This is a genomic window from Verrucomicrobiota bacterium (assembly GCA_016200005.1).
In the GTDB taxonomy this organism is placed as follows: Bacteria; Verrucomicrobiota; Verrucomicrobiia; order Limisphaerales; family PALSA-1396; genus PALSA-1396.
In genome coordinates this window covers 46,172-61,858 of sequence record JACQFP010000053.1, presented here as the reverse complement: position 1 = coordinate 61,858, position 15,687 = coordinate 46,172, and the positions used below count along the sequence as shown (strand labels likewise).

Below are 15,687 nucleotides of genomic sequence, written 5' to 3'. Positions count from 1 at the left end.
CTCCCTCATTTCGGCGGAATCATCTATAACAAGGATTTGTGCCATTTCTTAGGAGTCGAGTTATTCCCTATTCCCCATCCAAGCAACGGCGCACCATCATTATGAGCGTAGGTGCGGGGCACGGTTTCTGTAAGAAGTAACTCTTTGTTCGTCGGAGGAACTCTGTATCTTTGCCTGCCACATCGGCGCTGTAGCCACTCGTGAAAATGACTTTCAACGCCGGTCTTTGCGCCCATAATTGTTCTGCCAATTCGCGGCCGGTGAGGCCGTCGGGCAGGATGATATCCGTAAACAGTAAATCGATTGCCGGCGCGCGAGTTTTCCAGATGTCCAAAGCTTCCCGACTGGTGGCGGCTTCCCAAATGCGATAACCAACGGTCTCCAAGACACGCCGCGTCATGATACGAACTCCAACGTCGTCTTCCACCAGGAGAACTCCTTCATTGCCACCCGGTAAGTTTGCTTCCGCTTCTGGTCTAGTCGCGGTTGTCGCAGGGGATGCGATAGCTGGTATGAAAATCTTAAAGCTGCTACCAACGCCCACCCGACTCGATACCTCGATCCAACCTTGATGCTGTTTTACAATGCCATAGACCGTGGCCAATCCGAGACCAGTTCCCTTACCCTGTTCTTTCGTTGTGAACATCGGCTCGAAAATTCGCGGCAAATGTTCCGATGCAATACCGGTCCCAGTGTCGCTCACCGTCAGGCAAACAAACTCACCAGCGCGAGTCTCAGGATGAACGGCTGCATGCGCTTCATCTAGGTTGGTTTTCTCTGTTGCGATGGTTAGCTGGCCGCCGTGGGGCATTGCGTCACGAGCATTGACGATCAAATTAACGAGAACCTGCTCCATCATGCCTACGTCGGCCTTGCAGAGAGGGAGGGGCATGGTGTAACTGCAGTGCAGATGGATTTTCTCGCCGATAATGCGGTCGAGCATTCGAGTCAGATCCTCGACAACTTCATTGAGGTTCAATGGTTGAAGCCGCATGACTTGTTGGCGCCCTAAGGCAAGCAACTGACGGATCAAGTTAGCAGCGCGTTCCGAGGCAGCAACGATCTGTTTGAGGGACTCTCTGGCATCTTCGCTGAGCTGCTCAACATCCATCAGCACAAGCTCGGCATTGCCACGGATGACCACGAGCAGGTTGTTGAAGTCGTGTGCCACGCCCCCGACGAGTTGGCCGATGGTCTCCATTTTCTGCGCCTGGCGCAACTGTTGCTCGATTTGCCGGCGTTCCGTGCGCTCCTGAGCTTCGCGCAGCGCGCGCCGTACCGCTGGCACCAGCCGCTCAAGACGGTTTTTGAGGATATAATCCGTAGCACCGGATTTGAGACTTTCCACAGCCCGATCCTCGCCGATGGTCCCGGATACGAAAATGAACGGAGTTTCTGGTTGAAGTTTCTGGACCAGAGCCAGTGCAGCCATGCCGTCATAGGACGGAAGCGAGAAATCCGAGATAATCAAATCGGCCTTGGCTTTTTCGAGTACCGTTTGAAACGCTTGTTCCGATTCGACGTGAACGATTTCGCACGTCACGCCATTAACCCTCAGCGTTCGTTCCAACAGTTCCCGGTCGTGAGGGTTGTCCTCTAAAAGTAAAATCCGTGCGGCGGACATGATATTTGCTTTGCCAAAATGTATTTATTTGTCATTGCCACTTGATCTCTTGCCAGACTCCAACCTTCAAAAAAGCTGTTGCAGGGAAAGCCATGCAACAGCTTCCCCGCCTCGGGCTTTACACGCCCCCTAAACCTTTCTTGCCCGTTTCTATCGCAACCCAAATAGCTCTTCCCAAGATCAATACGGAAGGAATGCGGAAATCTTTCAAAAAAAATCATTTGGGAGCCGACCAAAGCGGATTCAGCACGAATTGAGTGAATAAAGCCGTTGCAGCAGGCGGACTTATCACCGGTCATCGTGAGCTATTGGAAAGCGCTCGTTCAGCAGCGAGGCAGGCACTTCCATCTGATTTTCCCCTGTGGTTGCCAGGAGATGCGGGATGACCGACGAGCTGCTTTGCAATTCCTTGATCGAGAAACGTTACCTGCTCGAGAATAAGGAAAAGATGCTTTTCAATCGCATTTACCCACAGTATCCGCGACCACAGAATCAGACTTCATGTCATTTGCATTTCCAGTCGTTGGACTTCTTCCGTAATCATCTCCGTCACGCGATGTTTGGCCAAATAAACCTGGTCAATAGACACCCCGAAGGCAGTGGCCACTCGGGCGGGTGCCCATTCCTTATTTACGTAAAGGTCGAAGATCTGATACTTCTGCGGATCAAAACGACGCTTCACCTTCGCAATTGCGGCATCGTACAGATTCTTTTTCCATTCGGCCTCCCACACGGCGTCTAATTCCTGACTCCTCGGATCGACCACTTTGTCCACCGTGCGGGTGCCTGTGGCAGTGTCATTTGAAAATGCACGGTGCTCGGCGGCAATTTCGCGCTTGCGGAGTTGGTCGCTGATGCGCCAACGCGTCATATTTAAGAGCCACGCCTTGAAGGAGCCAATCGCCGGGTCATACTTGAAACTGGGCATGTGCTTGGCGACAGAAATCATTGTTTCCTGTACCACATCCTGCGCTTCGGCCTCTCGCAAACCAGCTTTAAGGGCAACGTGGTAGATGAGCTTCCAGTAAGTATCAAAGAAGTCCTGCCAGCTTGACTGGTCCTGCCAGTTCTTGAGTCGCTGGATCAGAGTCGCGCGCGTTGGAATCAACTCGTCCATATAGTGTGTCTCGCACCAGTGTATTGTTTGGCCCAATCGCCGACAAATCAAATGGAAGCGGAGTTGAGGACAGGGGAACAGCGAATCTGGTAGCATACGAATCACTTGATCGGCGACAACTTTTCACCTAAACATGGTGCAACACGCGCTACGAAACAACGATTGAACCCATTTCCCACAGGCGGTCGGAAGATTGTCTTGGCTGCAATTTTGGGATGTCTTGCAACTTGGGCCGAGATGTCCTGCGCGCAGTCCGCAACAGTCCGTGCGGTCAAAAATGAAATCCGAATCGCGGAACTCCAGGGAGCGGTGGAAATCTCCCCCGCCGGTGCCACGACCTGGGTGCTCACGCAAACCAACCAAGTATTGCACCCATTCGACCGATTGCGCTCCGGGGTGAACAGCCGGGGCGCACTTCGTTGGTCGGATCAAAGTATCCTGCCTTTCGGCGCTTCGACGGAACTCGAAATTCTCCCGCCGCACTCGCGCGAGGCACAATTCGGCCTGCACCTGGTCCGGGGGATTATTTCCTTTTTCCATCGCGACACGCCGGGGCGCATCCGCGTGATTACGCGCGGCGCGGTTGCGGGCGTGGAGGGCACCGAGTTCGTCATGGCGATCACTGCCACGAATGCCACGGAATTTACAACTTTGTCCGTGATCGATGGCAGAATTCAGTTTGGCAACGAGCCGGCCACACTCGTCCTCACAAATGGCCAGCAGGCTGTTGCGGAATTGGGCCAAGCGCCAGCTCGTACAGCGGGTTTTATCGCCAACAACGTCCTTCAATGGTGCTTTTACTATCCTGCGGTGCTCGATCTGGCGGAACTGCCACTCACGTCCGACGAGCAAAGAATCCTTGCCGAATCCATTGATGCATATCGTGCGGGTGATTTATTGGCGGCGCTGGCGAAATATCCGGCCACGCGCCAGCCTGACTCCGACGCCGAACGTGTCTATTACGCGGCGCTGCTCCTTGGTGTCGGACAAGTCGAGGACGCTGAAGCGGCGCTGTCTTCGCTGTCTGTTGTCGATGCCTCTGCGCGCCCTCAGCGGCTCGCCACCGCTTTGCGCCAACTCATCGCCGCGGTGAAGCGTCAGACGAGTCCCTCCATCGTCAATCCGGAACTGGCCACGGAATTCCTTGCGAATTCCTACCATGAACAATCCCGCGCTGTGCGCGAAATTTCGCTGGAACGCGCGTTGAATCTGGCAAAACAGGCCGTGACCATCTCGCCAGATTTTGGCTTCGCTTGGGAACGCGTCGCGGAACTGGAGTTTAGTTTCGGCCACACGGAAAGCGCGCTGGACGCCTTGAACAAAAGCCTCGGACTCACGCCCCGTAACGCCGAAGCACTCGCTTTGAAGGGCTTCCTGCTCGCGGCGCAAAACAAGACTCGCGAGGCTATCTTCTGGTTCGATCGCGCACTCGCCGTGGATGGCGCTCTCGGCAATGCCTGGCTCGGCCGGGGGCTGTGCCGTATCCGTCTTGGCGACGCAGCGGGCGGACGCGAAGATTTGTTGGTGGCGGCGGCGCTCGAGCCCCAGCGTGCTGTGTTGCGAAGTTATTTAAGCAAGGCTTACGCCAACGCGGGCGATTCCCCTCGCGCCACAAAGGAACTTGAACTCGCGAAACACCTGGACCCGAACGACCCAACTGCGTGGCTTTATTCGGCCCTGCTCAATCAGCAGAACAACCGGATCAACGAAGCGATTCGTGACCTGGAAAAGTCGGCGGAATTGAACGACAACCGCAGCGTCTATCGCTCGCAACTTTTGCTGGACCAGGACCAGGCCGTGCGCGGCGCCAATCTTGCGGCAATGTATCACGACGCCGGCATGTCCGATGTCGCCGTGCGCGAAGCATCCCGCGCGGTGAACCATGATTATGGAAACTATTCCGCGCACCTTTTTTTGGCCAACAGCTACAACGCTGTTCGCGATCCGAACTTGGTCAACCTTCGTTATGAGACTGCCGCTTTGAACGAATATCTGCTGGCCGATTTGCTCGCCCCGGTGAGCGCGGGCGCGCTTACACCTGCTATCTCGCAGCATGAATATTCCCGGTTGTTTGAACGGGATCGTTTCGGGGTCGTTTCAAGCACGGAATACCTAAGTCGAGGCGCGTGGAGGCAATCCGGCGCACAGTACGGAACTTTCGAGAACTTGAACTACAGTCTGGAAGCATTCTATCGTTCCGACCCCGGCCAGCGGCTGAATAATGACATCATCGAGCGGCAACTCGCTTTGACGATGAAGCAAGAACTCTCGCCACAGGACAGTGTTTATTTGCGGGCTGAACACTTTGAGGCAGAAGGCGGGGACCTGGCCCAGTACTATCGTCCCACTATGGCGAGTCCTACCTTCCGCTATAATGAAACACACGAGCCGATTGTTGCCCTTGGCTATCACCACGAATGGAGTCCCGGTGTTCACACCTTTTTCTTCGCAACCCGCCTCGACGATACTGATTCGTTTACCAACCAGGCACAGCCGACCCTCGTTGCGTTTAGGCCGGACGTTGCGCCCGGCGTCACAGCATTGACCGGCGTGCAGGGCATCACGATGCATGAGAATCTTGTCAACAAGCTGGAGATTTATTCGGCAGAGCTGCAACAAATCTGGCAGCAGCCCTCACATAATACCATTTTCGGCGCGCGCGTTCAGTATGGTCATTTTGAAACGGCCAATCTCCAAAACCTGCCCTCCACTTACGGCGCTCTTTTTCCAGATCCTCCGGCTCCGGCAGCGCAACAGGACATTACTTCGCTCTTCCGGCGCATCAGTTTTTACGGCTATCATCAGTGGGAGATCACCGACTGGTTGGAAATGATTGGGGGATTGACCTACGACCGAATGACCTTCCCTGAAAATTTTCGGACTGCGCCCATTTCGGCGGGTGAAAAAACCAGTGATCAGGTTTCGCCCAAGGCTGGCCTGATTTGGAGACCCGTGCCAAACACGGTCGCGCGTTTTGCTTATGCGCGATCCCTGGCGGGCGCCAGCCTGGATCAGAGCTACCAACTCGAGCCTTCGCAGGTGGCGGGTTTTGTCCAATCGTTCCGGAGCATCATTCCTGAATCTGTGGCGGGAGCCAATGTCGGCGCGAGATTTGAAACCTACGGGATTTCGCTAGAGCAGAAATTCTCCACCGGAACTTACCTGGGCGTTTCCGGTGAACTGCTGAATTCCGAAGTCCGTCGAGCGGTCGGGACTTTCGACGTGCTTCCGGATCAGTTGGATTTCGCCATTCCCTCCGGCCTTCGCGAGCACTTGGATTATCAGGAGCAATCACTGCTGTTTACGGCCAACCAATTGGTGGATGCGGAATGGTCGTTCGGCGCGCGTTATCGCATCAGTCAGGCGGTTCTTAGGGACAACTTCGTGGACGTGCCCGACGGTCTTATCTTTGGCAATTTCCAGCCAAGACAACGCCTGGAGGGCGTTATGCACCACTTAAGTTTGTTCGCGATCTTCAATCATCCCTGCGGATTCTTCGGTGAAGGCGAAGCCCGCTGGTATACCCAGGAGAACCAGGGCTACACGCCGAAAGAGCCGGGCGATGACTTCTGGCAATTCAACGCATTTGCTGGTTATCGCTTTCCGCGTCGGAAAGCCGAGGTGGCGCTCGGTTTGCTCAACATCACCGATCAGGATTACCGTCTCAATCCGCTCAACGTTTACAACGAACTGCCGCGCGAACGAACGCTCATGGTGCGTCTCCGGCTGAATTTTTAGGGACTCAAAGACGTGACATTCCGCCAGCACCTAGGGCGCTGGTTTTGCGGATGACCGTCCGCCAAATTCATTGTCGGAATTTTGAATGAGACGGAGTACGATCTCTGTCTGAAATCGAGGCGGAATGCCACGAATCCTTGTCATAGACGACGATGCCGGGATGAGGGAGATGCTGGAGCAAACTCTCAGGTTGGAAGGCTACGACGTCGTTTCGGCTTCGGATGGGCGGGAAGGGGTAGAGGCACACCGTGCCAGCCCCGCAGATCTGGTCATTACCGACCTCTTCATGCCAACGCAGGAGGGAATGGAAACCATCGCGGAATTTCGCAAGGATTTTCCAGAAGTTCCGATCATAGCCATCTGTGGCAGGCCGGGAGCATTCCATGTGCTCCGCCTGGCCAAACACTTGGGAGCTGTTGACACTTTGGCAAAGCCGTTTCAGGCCGATGAACTATTGGCCATGGTGAAGAAGGCAATGCGGTCACACCTATGAACCGCCGAGTCAACTTTTGCCGGCTGATAATTCCGCATGACCTGATTGCTGATTTTTGAGGAATCCATTTCTCGCCAATTCGCGGCCGAGCCGGCTATTTTGCCGGCCACTGGCACAACCGATGATAAGTGACCTTGGATGGTTGCCAACGACTCCATCCTCAATCAACTCCGTCTGCTTCTCCGGCCAGGCTACGCGTTGAATTACTTCACCGGTCGCGCCAGGCAGGCTGCGATGCTCGATAAACCTCGCGCCACTCCTTTTGCGCCTGCTCCAAACTAAGCTGCTCCCATCGCTCACCCAAACGACCAGGAATGGTTGACTGACATTGCCCACACTGAATCCGCCTTAGAACGCTCCACCACAGATTCGGTTCTTTCAAATCCGTTGCCAACAACACTGTTTCGCCCCGCTGCGGAGAGCCACATTCGGGGCAGATGAATGCGTTTGGTTCCATTTTGCGGAATTCCTTCGGTCAGGGTCTTGCCGAGGGCGATCCCAGCGGCCTGTGATCGCAGAGTAATCCATGCCAGAATCGTCAGATTTGACAAGCCGCATTTTCACCTATTTCTAAATCAACTCCGTCTGCTTCTCCGGCTTGGCTTCGCGTTGCGCTTTGGCAAAGGGATTCATTTGCGGCGGCGCGTCCACGCGCTCGGTGCCGCTCAACAAACCCTCAATCGTAAGCAGTTGGATTTTTGGATAATCCTTGTCGTGCCAGAGCTTCGACTCGTAACCGCCCGCGTCCACGGCTTCGTCGCGCATGGGTTTGGTGGGCTTTTCCAGCGTGAGCAGGATTCCGCCCGCCGCTTTCTGATTGTTCAGGTCACGGCGTCGAATTGGAAACGCGTGCATCGCTGTCACGAGCTCTTTGCATTATGCTGGGATCGTGGCTGACGCTTTCTCCAAACGTAAAAGGTCGCAGATCATGGCGGCTATTCGCGCGACCGGCAACAAGGACACGGAAATCAAACTGGCTGCGTTATTCCGAAAGCACGGCATCAGAGGTTGGCGGAGGCATGTCAAGGTTACCGGCAAGCCTGATTTCGTATTCCGGGAACGGCGCCTTGCAGTTTTTGTTGACGGATGTTTTTGGCATGGGTGTCCGACGCATGGACATCAGCCGAAGACCAATCGCAGGTATTGGATGGCGAAGTTGGCCCGCAACCGCCTACGCGACCGACAAATCAACCGAAGCCTGAGAACCTCTGGCTGGCGTGTGGTTCGTGTCTGGGCACATGAGTTAAGTCAGCCACAGCAGGTACTCAGTCGGGTCAAGAGAGCCTTGCTGAAAACGGCAAGGCTACCGTTTTAACTTCTGCCAGCCTTTGACGACCGGCATCAACAACGCTCTCGCCAAAGGTGGCGGAACGGCATTGCCCACCACCCGGTACTTGGCGAAGATTCCGCCATCAACAGCGATCTGATCCGGCAGGCCTTGGATCGCAGCACATTGCCGCCAACTGAGCCTGCGGTTGGTTTTGCCTTGGAGCACGTAACGGTCTTTGCCGGTTCGTTTCATCGGCCGCCCATCGGGATGCAGCGGCACATGGCCGGCATGGGCAACGACCGTGTAACTAAGCTCATCCCAATTTCGTTTTCGGTTTCTCGTCAGGTAGTGTCCGTGAAATTTCTTCCGGCAATGGTCGTCATCTGGTTTCGCAACCAAATCGCCGATGGCGTCACGCAGTACCGTGAATGGAGTACTCGTATCAGGCCCGTGGGTAGGTTTGGGGAATTCGTACTCAAAGTTCGTGACGTCCTCATGTACCCCAACGATGAAAATTCGCCGTCGCTCCTGAGCGACGCCGTAATGGGCAGCATTCAGGAGTTTGAACTGAACGCGAAAGCCGTGTCGCCGAAATCCATCCAACTGTCTCTCGAAAAACCATCCCTGCTCAGCTGTCAGCATGCCCTTCACGTTTTCCACAAACAAGAACTTCGGTTTGACTTGCCTCAATGCGCGAAGGAACTCTCGGTAAAGGTAATTGCCCGGATTCGCGCGGAGATCGCGCTTGCTGAAGTCCTTCGGACGGCGGCGAGCAGCCTCGCTGAAACCGGTGCAAGGGTAGCAGCCGATTAGAATGTCAGCTCTCGGGAAATCCTCGATGTCCCGTATGTCGCCTTGCGTGAATGGAATATCCGGCAAGATGGACTTGTAAGCTGAGGCGGCGTAGGGATCGTTGTCATTCGCCCAAATGATCCTCACCCCGGCTTGGACTGCACCGTAATCGAATCCTCCGCAGCCCGAGAACAATGACACCGCTGTGAGTTGGACTTTCATACGCAATCAAGATCATCCATTGGCCAAGCATTCGTCCACTGCCTTGAAAGCCGGCAAGCCAAGCAGGTCTTTAACCTTGTCCTCCAAGAAGTGCATGACGCGTGAGCGATCCATAAGAACATGTCGGTGTTGATCCTGAGGCGAATGCCACGAACCGGAAGCCGACCTGAGGCAAAACGGGATGAACACGACATTCAGTGGACGGGACGCAAGCGTGATCACGCTGCTCCATGCCTCGTAAGCTGACGAATCCTGTTTCCGAACCCATTCTGTGGTGCAGGCGCATTGGCCAAAGAAAATCACCGTGCCCGGCGAAGAGTCACCCACCGGTATCCATGCCGCGAGGTCAAGTCCATTGTCGCCAGCGTCCTCTGGCGCAAACGAGTCTTCGCTGATATCCGGGTGAATGTGTTCGTTCAAGTGTTCAGCGAGTTTGCCAATCTTCGCCAAGAGATGGCCTGAGAAAATTCCTTCGTTCAGCTTATTGCTCCCAAACAAATGTACTTGGGCGCGTTCGGGCAACCACGATCTGAATACCTCCAAACATAGCAACTCAAAACTGGCGGTCAGGTCAGATTGGTAGGCGTTGAAGTAGCCTAGATTCGATGCCATGAGCAAGGCCACGTAGAGCTTGTGGCGTTCGGTCAGCTCCGCCCGCTTTTTCAGCAAGGAAGGGCCGCCCTTCACTTCAAAAGGATAACTATCGCCGAAATGCTTTGCACGGAAATGCAAGTGACCGAACCACTCGTCAACCCGTTCCCGCCACTTGTCGCCAAGCTCCGCCTTGTCCAATTCCGCGTCGGAAACGTCGTCAAGATCATCGACCTCCTGCGCCTCCCCCAAATCCTTGTTGCGCTGCCCTGCTTGTTGGATAACGCGACTAGCTGACATTTCGCCATCGGGGTCAGCAAGGCACAATAGTTCGACCCAATCAGCCCAATGGTGCTGGTCAAACGCGGTATGCTTCGGCAGGGAGTATGTCATGGCGGGCTACTTGGCGTCGGTGCTCTTCTTCGTAGAATTCGCCAAGCTGTCCTCGACGTGACCTGAGACGAGTCTGGTAATTCGCTGGATTTCCTTAAGAAGGTCTGCGTCTTCCTGTTGGTGATTGTCGATGAGATGCACGGTGTCGCGAGCGATTTCCAACTGCGACTTGCCCTGGCGAAGAGCATCGCGAAATGCTTCGGCCGGGCCGGTGGTAAAGGCGAAAGCCTCGTCAAGACTGCGTCCATCCCGGAACTTCTGCAGCGCCTTGTCCGTTTCGACAATGCGCGCAAGTTTTTTGAGCCCGCGTGATTCGCCGACACGGGTAAACCCTTCCGTGTTTTCCTCAAAGACCCATTTGGCAAGCTCCTCCAGCCCCTTTAACTTAATCTTCGCGGCATCGTCATCCGTAGGGCTGTCCAACCCGATGTGTCGGGCCAGACTCGAATACGTCAAAGCCGTCGTGAGCACCGAGTATGAGATCGTTCGCTCATCGAGTCCCGGAATCTTGAAGAATCCCTGATCAGCAATTTTGGCATAGACCGCAAGGCCAGCCAACAACCGTGCGACGTAGTTGGCGTTGCTTCCGATCTCTTTCGCCAACCGCTGGCGCAACTCATCCTTGCCAAGCTTCTTGAAGTCAGGCTCATTCGCAAGCTGCTTCAGATAGCGCGCTTTCTGAAGAGGATTCCACTGTTCAACGCCTGTGATGTGCCGGTACGCCAAGTAACGCAATACTTCACTGCGTTCATCGAAAACCAGTACAGGAATATCGGTTGGTTTGTGCTTCGCTTGGGCACTTGCAGTCGCGACGGCGTTCTTGTGTGTTGGGGCGAGTTCAGGATGACTGAGGAGTTTCACAGCTGCTAGGCGTCGGTTGCCCTCCACAACCTCGAACACGCCTTTGTTTGCTTTGGTCTCGACGACGATGAGTGGCTCTCCCTCGAAATACCCCTGCTCTCCAATCGCTCCCATCAACTCGACGATATTCGCTTCGTCGAGCATCCACTGAATCACATCAGTCTCGCTTCCCTTATTCAGATACGACGGCAACCGTGGATTGAGGGTGTCGAATACCAACTTGCCCACTGGTTTCTCGGTCACCTCGCGAGGCTTGAGGCTCGGCTTGCCCAATTTCTTTTTCACGTCTGAAGTTTTAGTTGATTTGCTCATATCGCTCAAACTGTAAACACGGTTCAACGCTTGACTGCCTGCTCGTCGAATTGCGTCAGCGCGTTCATACAGCAGCTTCGTCCGTCTCAAAATACTCTGCGATCTTCTGAAGGAAATCCGGCTTTAGCGAGGCTGCGAGATTCAGCCGTCTGATGCCCTGAAGTTTATCCAGCAACGTCGAGAAGGCGATGAAACCGCAGACCTTGGCCAAAGGTTTTTCCCGCAACGCGAAAGTGGGGCGCAAAATTTCTTGCTCGACCTTGTCACGCCGCTCATCTGGCGCAACGAGGAAGAGATTGATTTCCAGATTGGGCTGCAAGGCCAACAAGTCGCTCATTCGCAGCAGGCCAGAGTAAATCTTCGTAGTGCTTTCGACCTCGAACGCAGCCACAATGGAGTTCCCCTTCAGCCACAGAACATCAATCAACTCGATTGTCTTGTTCGTGACTTCGTTGAATTGTGTCGGAAGCTCTGCCACCATTCGAGGCATTTCGCCGAGCACCTGATCTTGCCATTGTCTGGAGCGGTCGTTGCGCGCCACCCAAACGTCGTTGCCCATGTCAGCACCGAGACTCAAAAGGTTGTATTGAATCTCGGTGTGCTTGCTGACGGCGGAAATTTCTTGAGACTCCGACACTTGTTCATCGGGAATCTCAAGTTGTGTCTCTTCTGGCTCGGGAACGCTGACAACAACGGAAACTGTCCGCTTACCTTTCCGTTGCTCGGCCTTGAACAACTTGGGCCGGTAGGCCAGTTTTTTCGGGTCAACGGGACGCGCAATCGGTGAAGATTGCGCCTGCCTCAGAAGATCCAAGACCAATGCTCCGTCCTTTTCCACTCCAAAACGATTTGGACTCATCCGGACGAAACCTCTGAACTTGCCACGGTCTTTCGCGCTTCGGTAAAAATTGACCCGGCCTTCGAGTTCGCTCATCGGGATGCCATTCTCCGGCTGTAGAACGACCAGCGGCTTAACATCGAACCGTACCGGGAAATCAACGTCCTTCCAGATCGGACGGTCGTCCCTGCTTAACCCGACAACCTCCAATGCTCCGACCCAGCGCATTACTCCGGTGAGGTAGCAGAGAAGAATGTCTCCCGGCTTAACATTCTTTGCGGCGTTTCGCATGCGCGGGCGAAAACCTGAGACATTCGCACCAGCTTTCTGAAACTCGTCCCAAGTTGCGCCGGTAAACAAATCGAGCCAGTAGTTCATCGCTTTAGTTCCAGATGGTTTCACTCCGAAGGGCCAGCAGGCCTTCGCCGGCTTTGTCGCGTTCGACAACGGTGCAGGTCCAGCAGCCGAAGCGGGAGTTGCCGCAACTGGGCGTGCTGGTGTCAATCTGGATGGGACATTCGCCGTTGGAGGCGCTGGCGTAGAGTTTGTAGAGCGGGCGGTTGTCGCCGCCCCACGGGTTCGGTTTTTGGAGGAGATAAGCCCAGACTTCCTCGGTGGTAAGGAATTCGATGGGGTTGGAAACCCAGACGCGCGGGAGATCGGGGTGACGGTTCAAGCCGTCGCGCGTGTCGCGGTTTGCCATCGTCTGTGCGCGGGTGGAGCTTTCGGCGCGGCGCGCGCCGAGATGCAGGATGGCTTCGCCCCAGTGCCCAATGCGCTGGTTTACAAACACGGTGACGGGATCAATCTTGAGGCGCTGCGTGCACCAGCGAAAGACTCGGTTGGGCGGCGGGTACCCGCGCCCGATGATGTTCACCCAAAAGGATTGTTCGGCGGGCGGTTTGAGAAGGTTGACTTCGATATTGAGGGCAGCTTGCTGGGAGAACTTGTTGATCCTGGCAAGTGTGCTCTCGATCGTCTCTGCGATGGCAGGAATCTCGACGCGCGTGTCGGTGCAAAGAATGGCGACCGGCTTCTTCCGCTGACCGTCGGGGATGCCCGCAATGGTTTCGACGATGACTGAGGCAACCATCGTGCTGTCCTTGCCGCCGCTGAAGCCGACCAGCCAAGGGCGTGGGTCGTCCAGGTAAAGTTGCCGCAACGAATCTCTGATTTCCTGGTAAGACGTGGATGCCATCGCGGGCGACGATAGCGCAGGGCGCGAAAACTGGGAAGAACTTTTAGGGCGCGTGGGATTTCGACACCTCACCTTTATCCTCTCCCCAGTCGAGGCGGAGAGGAAAGGGAGAAGGCTGAGAAGCACAAAACAGAAGCCATAAGTTAGAAGGCGGAGGGCGGAAGATGGGCATTAGCACGCGAGCCGCGAAGGCGTGGCGCTGTTATCCGCCAGCATCCCGTCCGGCTGCGAGGACTTTGGCGTTGGAGTTCAAGCTTCAGCTTGCTCCGATTAAAGAACTAGCGTGCGGCCAAGCTGAAGCTTGAACTCCAACCTCGGCTGAGTCGCTAAAACCAATACCGTAATCGCTCTGAGGCCGACTGGACGCCGCAGCGCGGCGTCCCTACCCAACTTACTTCTCCGCAACCAACGCCGAATAATTGCCAACTTCGCACAAGCGTTTGGCAATGCGGCGGCGCATCGCCACGGTGTTGAGTGGTTGCCAGCGCAACAGTCGTTTCGCGATTCCCAGTTGCGCGCGCAATTCATCGCCTTCCGACGTGGCGGTCAATGCCGTACGCGCCAAGGCTTCCATCCGCCCGACGGCGTCGTTGACGAACACGAGCGTCAGGTCGGCCATGATCGACTGGCGGACGTTTGACTTGCGCACCTTCAACGTCCGCAGTCGGGCGCTTTCGGCCAGGTAAATGTCGCTGATGATGTCGCTGAGACATGCCAGCACTTCCTGTTCTTCGATAAGCTTGTCGCCGAATTTCTGGTAGGCGATGCCGGCGAGCAGAAGCACAAGTTTCTTCGCGTTGGCAAGGAGCGATTGCGCAGCGGCCAGTTCGTCGCCGTCGGCATCGAGTGACGGCGAAAGGTCGAGAACTTCCTTGCTGACTTTCTTGACGGCTTCCATCAGCGGGAAGCGTCCCTTTTGCGCGCGGCGCATGAGGTTGCCGGGGATGAACAGCCGGTTGATTTCGTTCGTGCCTTCGAAAATGCGGTTGATACGCGAGTCGCGATAGCCGCGCGCGGCAGGAAATTCCTCGGTGAAACCGTAACCGCCGTGAACCTGCAGGGTTTCATCCGCTGCGTAGCCGAGAATCTCGCTGCATACGATCTTGATGATGGAGCATTCTAGCGCGAACTCGTCCAGCGCGCGCGCGAAGGCCGGGGAGTCCATCATCTCGCCGGTGGCCATCACGGCGTCGATCATGGCGGCGGTGCGATACGTCGTGCTTTCGCCGGCAAAAATCCGCACGGCCATTTCCGCCAGCTTGTGTTGAATCAAACCAAACGACGCGATGGGCCGACCGAACTGTTGGCGTTCGAGAGCGTACTTGGTAGCGACCTTCAACAAATCTTTGGAGCCGCCGATGCAACCCGCGCCCAAGCCGAAGCGGCCAAGGTTCAATATGTTGAACGCGATGTAGGCGCCCTTGCCGATCTCGCCCAAGACATTTTCGACCGGCACTTTGACGTCTTCGAGAATGACGCGGCGCGTGGAGGAAGACTTGATGCCGAGTTTGTGTTCTTCCTTGCCGGTGGAAACGCCGGGGAAAGTCCGTTCCACCAGGAACGCCGTGACGAGTTTGCCGTCCACCTTGGCGAAGACCGTGATCAAGTCCGCCCAGCCGGCGTTGGAGATCCACATTTTGGTGCCGTTGAGGACGTAATGTTTTCCGTCGGGCGTGAGCGTGGCTTTGGTCCTCATACCGAGCGCGTCCGAACCGGAGCCGGTTTCGCTAAGCGCGTAGGCGGCGATCCATTCGCCGCTGGCGAGCTTGGGCAGATATTTTTTCTTTTGCGCTTCGTTGCCAAAATAAATGAGTGGTTGCGTGCCGATGCCGCTGTGCGCGCCGCAGGTGACGCCGAACCCGCCGAGGCGCGTGAGTTGCTCCGAGACGCCGATGCCGGTGACTTTATTGAGGCCGAGGCCGCCAAATTCGGCAGGGGTTTCCATCCCGATCAAACCGAGCTTGCAAGCCTTGCGGAACAGCGCCGGGCCGATCCCGTCCTGTTGATGTTCCAGGGCTTCGACGTTCGGCATGACCTCCTTTTCGACAAACTTCTCGGCTGTCTGCGCCATCATGCGTTGGTCGGACGTCAATTCCTCCGGGGTGAAAACCAGGCTGGGGTCGGTTTCCGTGAGTAAAAAGTTTCCGCCGATGAGGTGAGGAGGCAATTTCTTTAGTTCTGACATAATGTTTTCTTGTTTTGTTTTAGTGTTGGTTAAGTGAAACAGAATTCAAAAGT

At 55.5% G+C, this 15,687-nt stretch carries 12 protein-coding genes; 3 read left to right on the top strand and 9 right to left on the bottom strand.

The features are described from left to right. Positions 1–67: 67 nt before the first annotated feature. Together HY298_18905 and HY298_18900 are read right to left on the bottom strand one after the other, a co-directional pair. Positions 68–1,624 (bottom strand): response regulator, encoded by a 1,557-nt coding sequence (locus tag HY298_18905; GenBank protein ID MBI3852330.1) that lies wholly within the window; start codon positions 1,622–1,624, stop codon positions 68–70. A 499-nt stretch (positions 1,625–2,123) separates the two neighbouring features. Further along, positions 2,124–2,741, bottom strand: coding sequence for a sigma-70 family RNA polymerase sigma factor (locus HY298_18900; GenBank protein ID MBI3852329.1), 618 nt, complete (start codon positions 2,739–2,741; stop codon positions 2,124–2,126). Between the two features lie 237 nt (positions 2,742–2,978). On the opposite strand from HY298_18900, the gene HY298_18895 reads away from it, so the two are divergent. Together HY298_18895 and HY298_18890 are read left to right on the top strand one after the other, a co-directional pair. Further along, on the top strand, positions 2,979–6,479 hold the full coding sequence (locus HY298_18895; protein MBI3852328.1) for a TonB-dependent receptor: 3,501 nt from the start codon (positions 2,979–2,981) through the stop codon (positions 6,477–6,479). Between the two features lie 124 nt (positions 6,480–6,603). Further along, positions 6,604–6,972, top strand: a complete 369-nt coding sequence (locus tag HY298_18890) for a response regulator (protein ID MBI3852327.1) — start codon at positions 6,604–6,606, stop codon at positions 6,970–6,972. 570 nt (positions 6,973–7,542) lie between these two features. On the opposite strand, the gene HY298_18885 is transcribed toward HY298_18890, so the two are convergent. Further along, complete coding sequence (locus HY298_18885; GenBank protein ID MBI3852326.1) at positions 7,543–7,827, bottom strand: hypothetical protein; 285 nt, start codon at positions 7,825–7,827, stop codon at positions 7,543–7,545. 34 nt (positions 7,828–7,861) lie between these two features. On the opposite strand from HY298_18885, the gene HY298_18880 reads away from it, so the two are divergent. Next, positions 7,862–8,287, top strand: a complete 426-nt coding sequence (locus tag HY298_18880) for a very short patch repair endonuclease (GenBank protein ID MBI3852325.1) — start codon at positions 7,862–7,864, stop codon at positions 8,285–8,287. Here the strand turns inward: HY298_18880 and dcm are convergent. The 6 genes from dcm to HY298_18850 all read right to left on the bottom strand — a co-directional run bounded on the left by dcm (position 8,276) and on the right by HY298_18850 (position 15,634). Next, a complete protein-coding gene (gene dcm / locus HY298_18875) occupies positions 8,276–9,256 on the bottom strand; it encodes a DNA (cytosine-5-)-methyltransferase (GenBank protein ID MBI3852324.1) in 981 nt (326 codons plus the stop codon). The genes HY298_18880 and dcm overlap by 12 nt on opposite strands. Positions 9,257–9,268: 12 nt before the next feature. Continuing rightward, a complete protein-coding gene (locus tag HY298_18870; GenBank protein MBI3852323.1) occupies positions 9,269–10,240 on the bottom strand; it encodes a hypothetical protein in 972 nt (323 codons plus the stop codon). Between the two features lie 6 nt (positions 10,241–10,246). Next, positions 10,247–11,245, bottom strand: a complete 999-nt coding sequence (locus HY298_18865) for a ParB N-terminal domain-containing protein (protein MBI3852322.1) — start codon at positions 11,243–11,245, stop codon at positions 10,247–10,249. A 232-nt stretch (positions 11,246–11,477) separates the two neighbouring features. Further along, positions 11,478–12,629, bottom strand: coding sequence for a hypothetical protein (locus HY298_18860; GenBank protein ID MBI3852321.1), 1,152 nt, complete (start codon positions 12,627–12,629; stop codon positions 11,478–11,480). Positions 12,630–12,633: 4 nt separating this feature from the next. Next, entirely contained in the window at positions 12,634–13,449 is an 816-nt protein-coding gene (gene dndC / locus HY298_18855) for a DNA phosphorothioation system sulfurtransferase DndC (protein ID MBI3852320.1), read from the bottom strand. Positions 13,450–13,840: 391 nt separating this feature from the next. After that, positions 13,841–15,634, bottom strand: coding sequence for an acyl-CoA dehydrogenase family protein (locus HY298_18850; protein ID MBI3852319.1), 1,794 nt, complete (start codon positions 15,632–15,634; stop codon positions 13,841–13,843). Between the last annotated feature and the right edge of the window lie 53 nt (positions 15,635–15,687).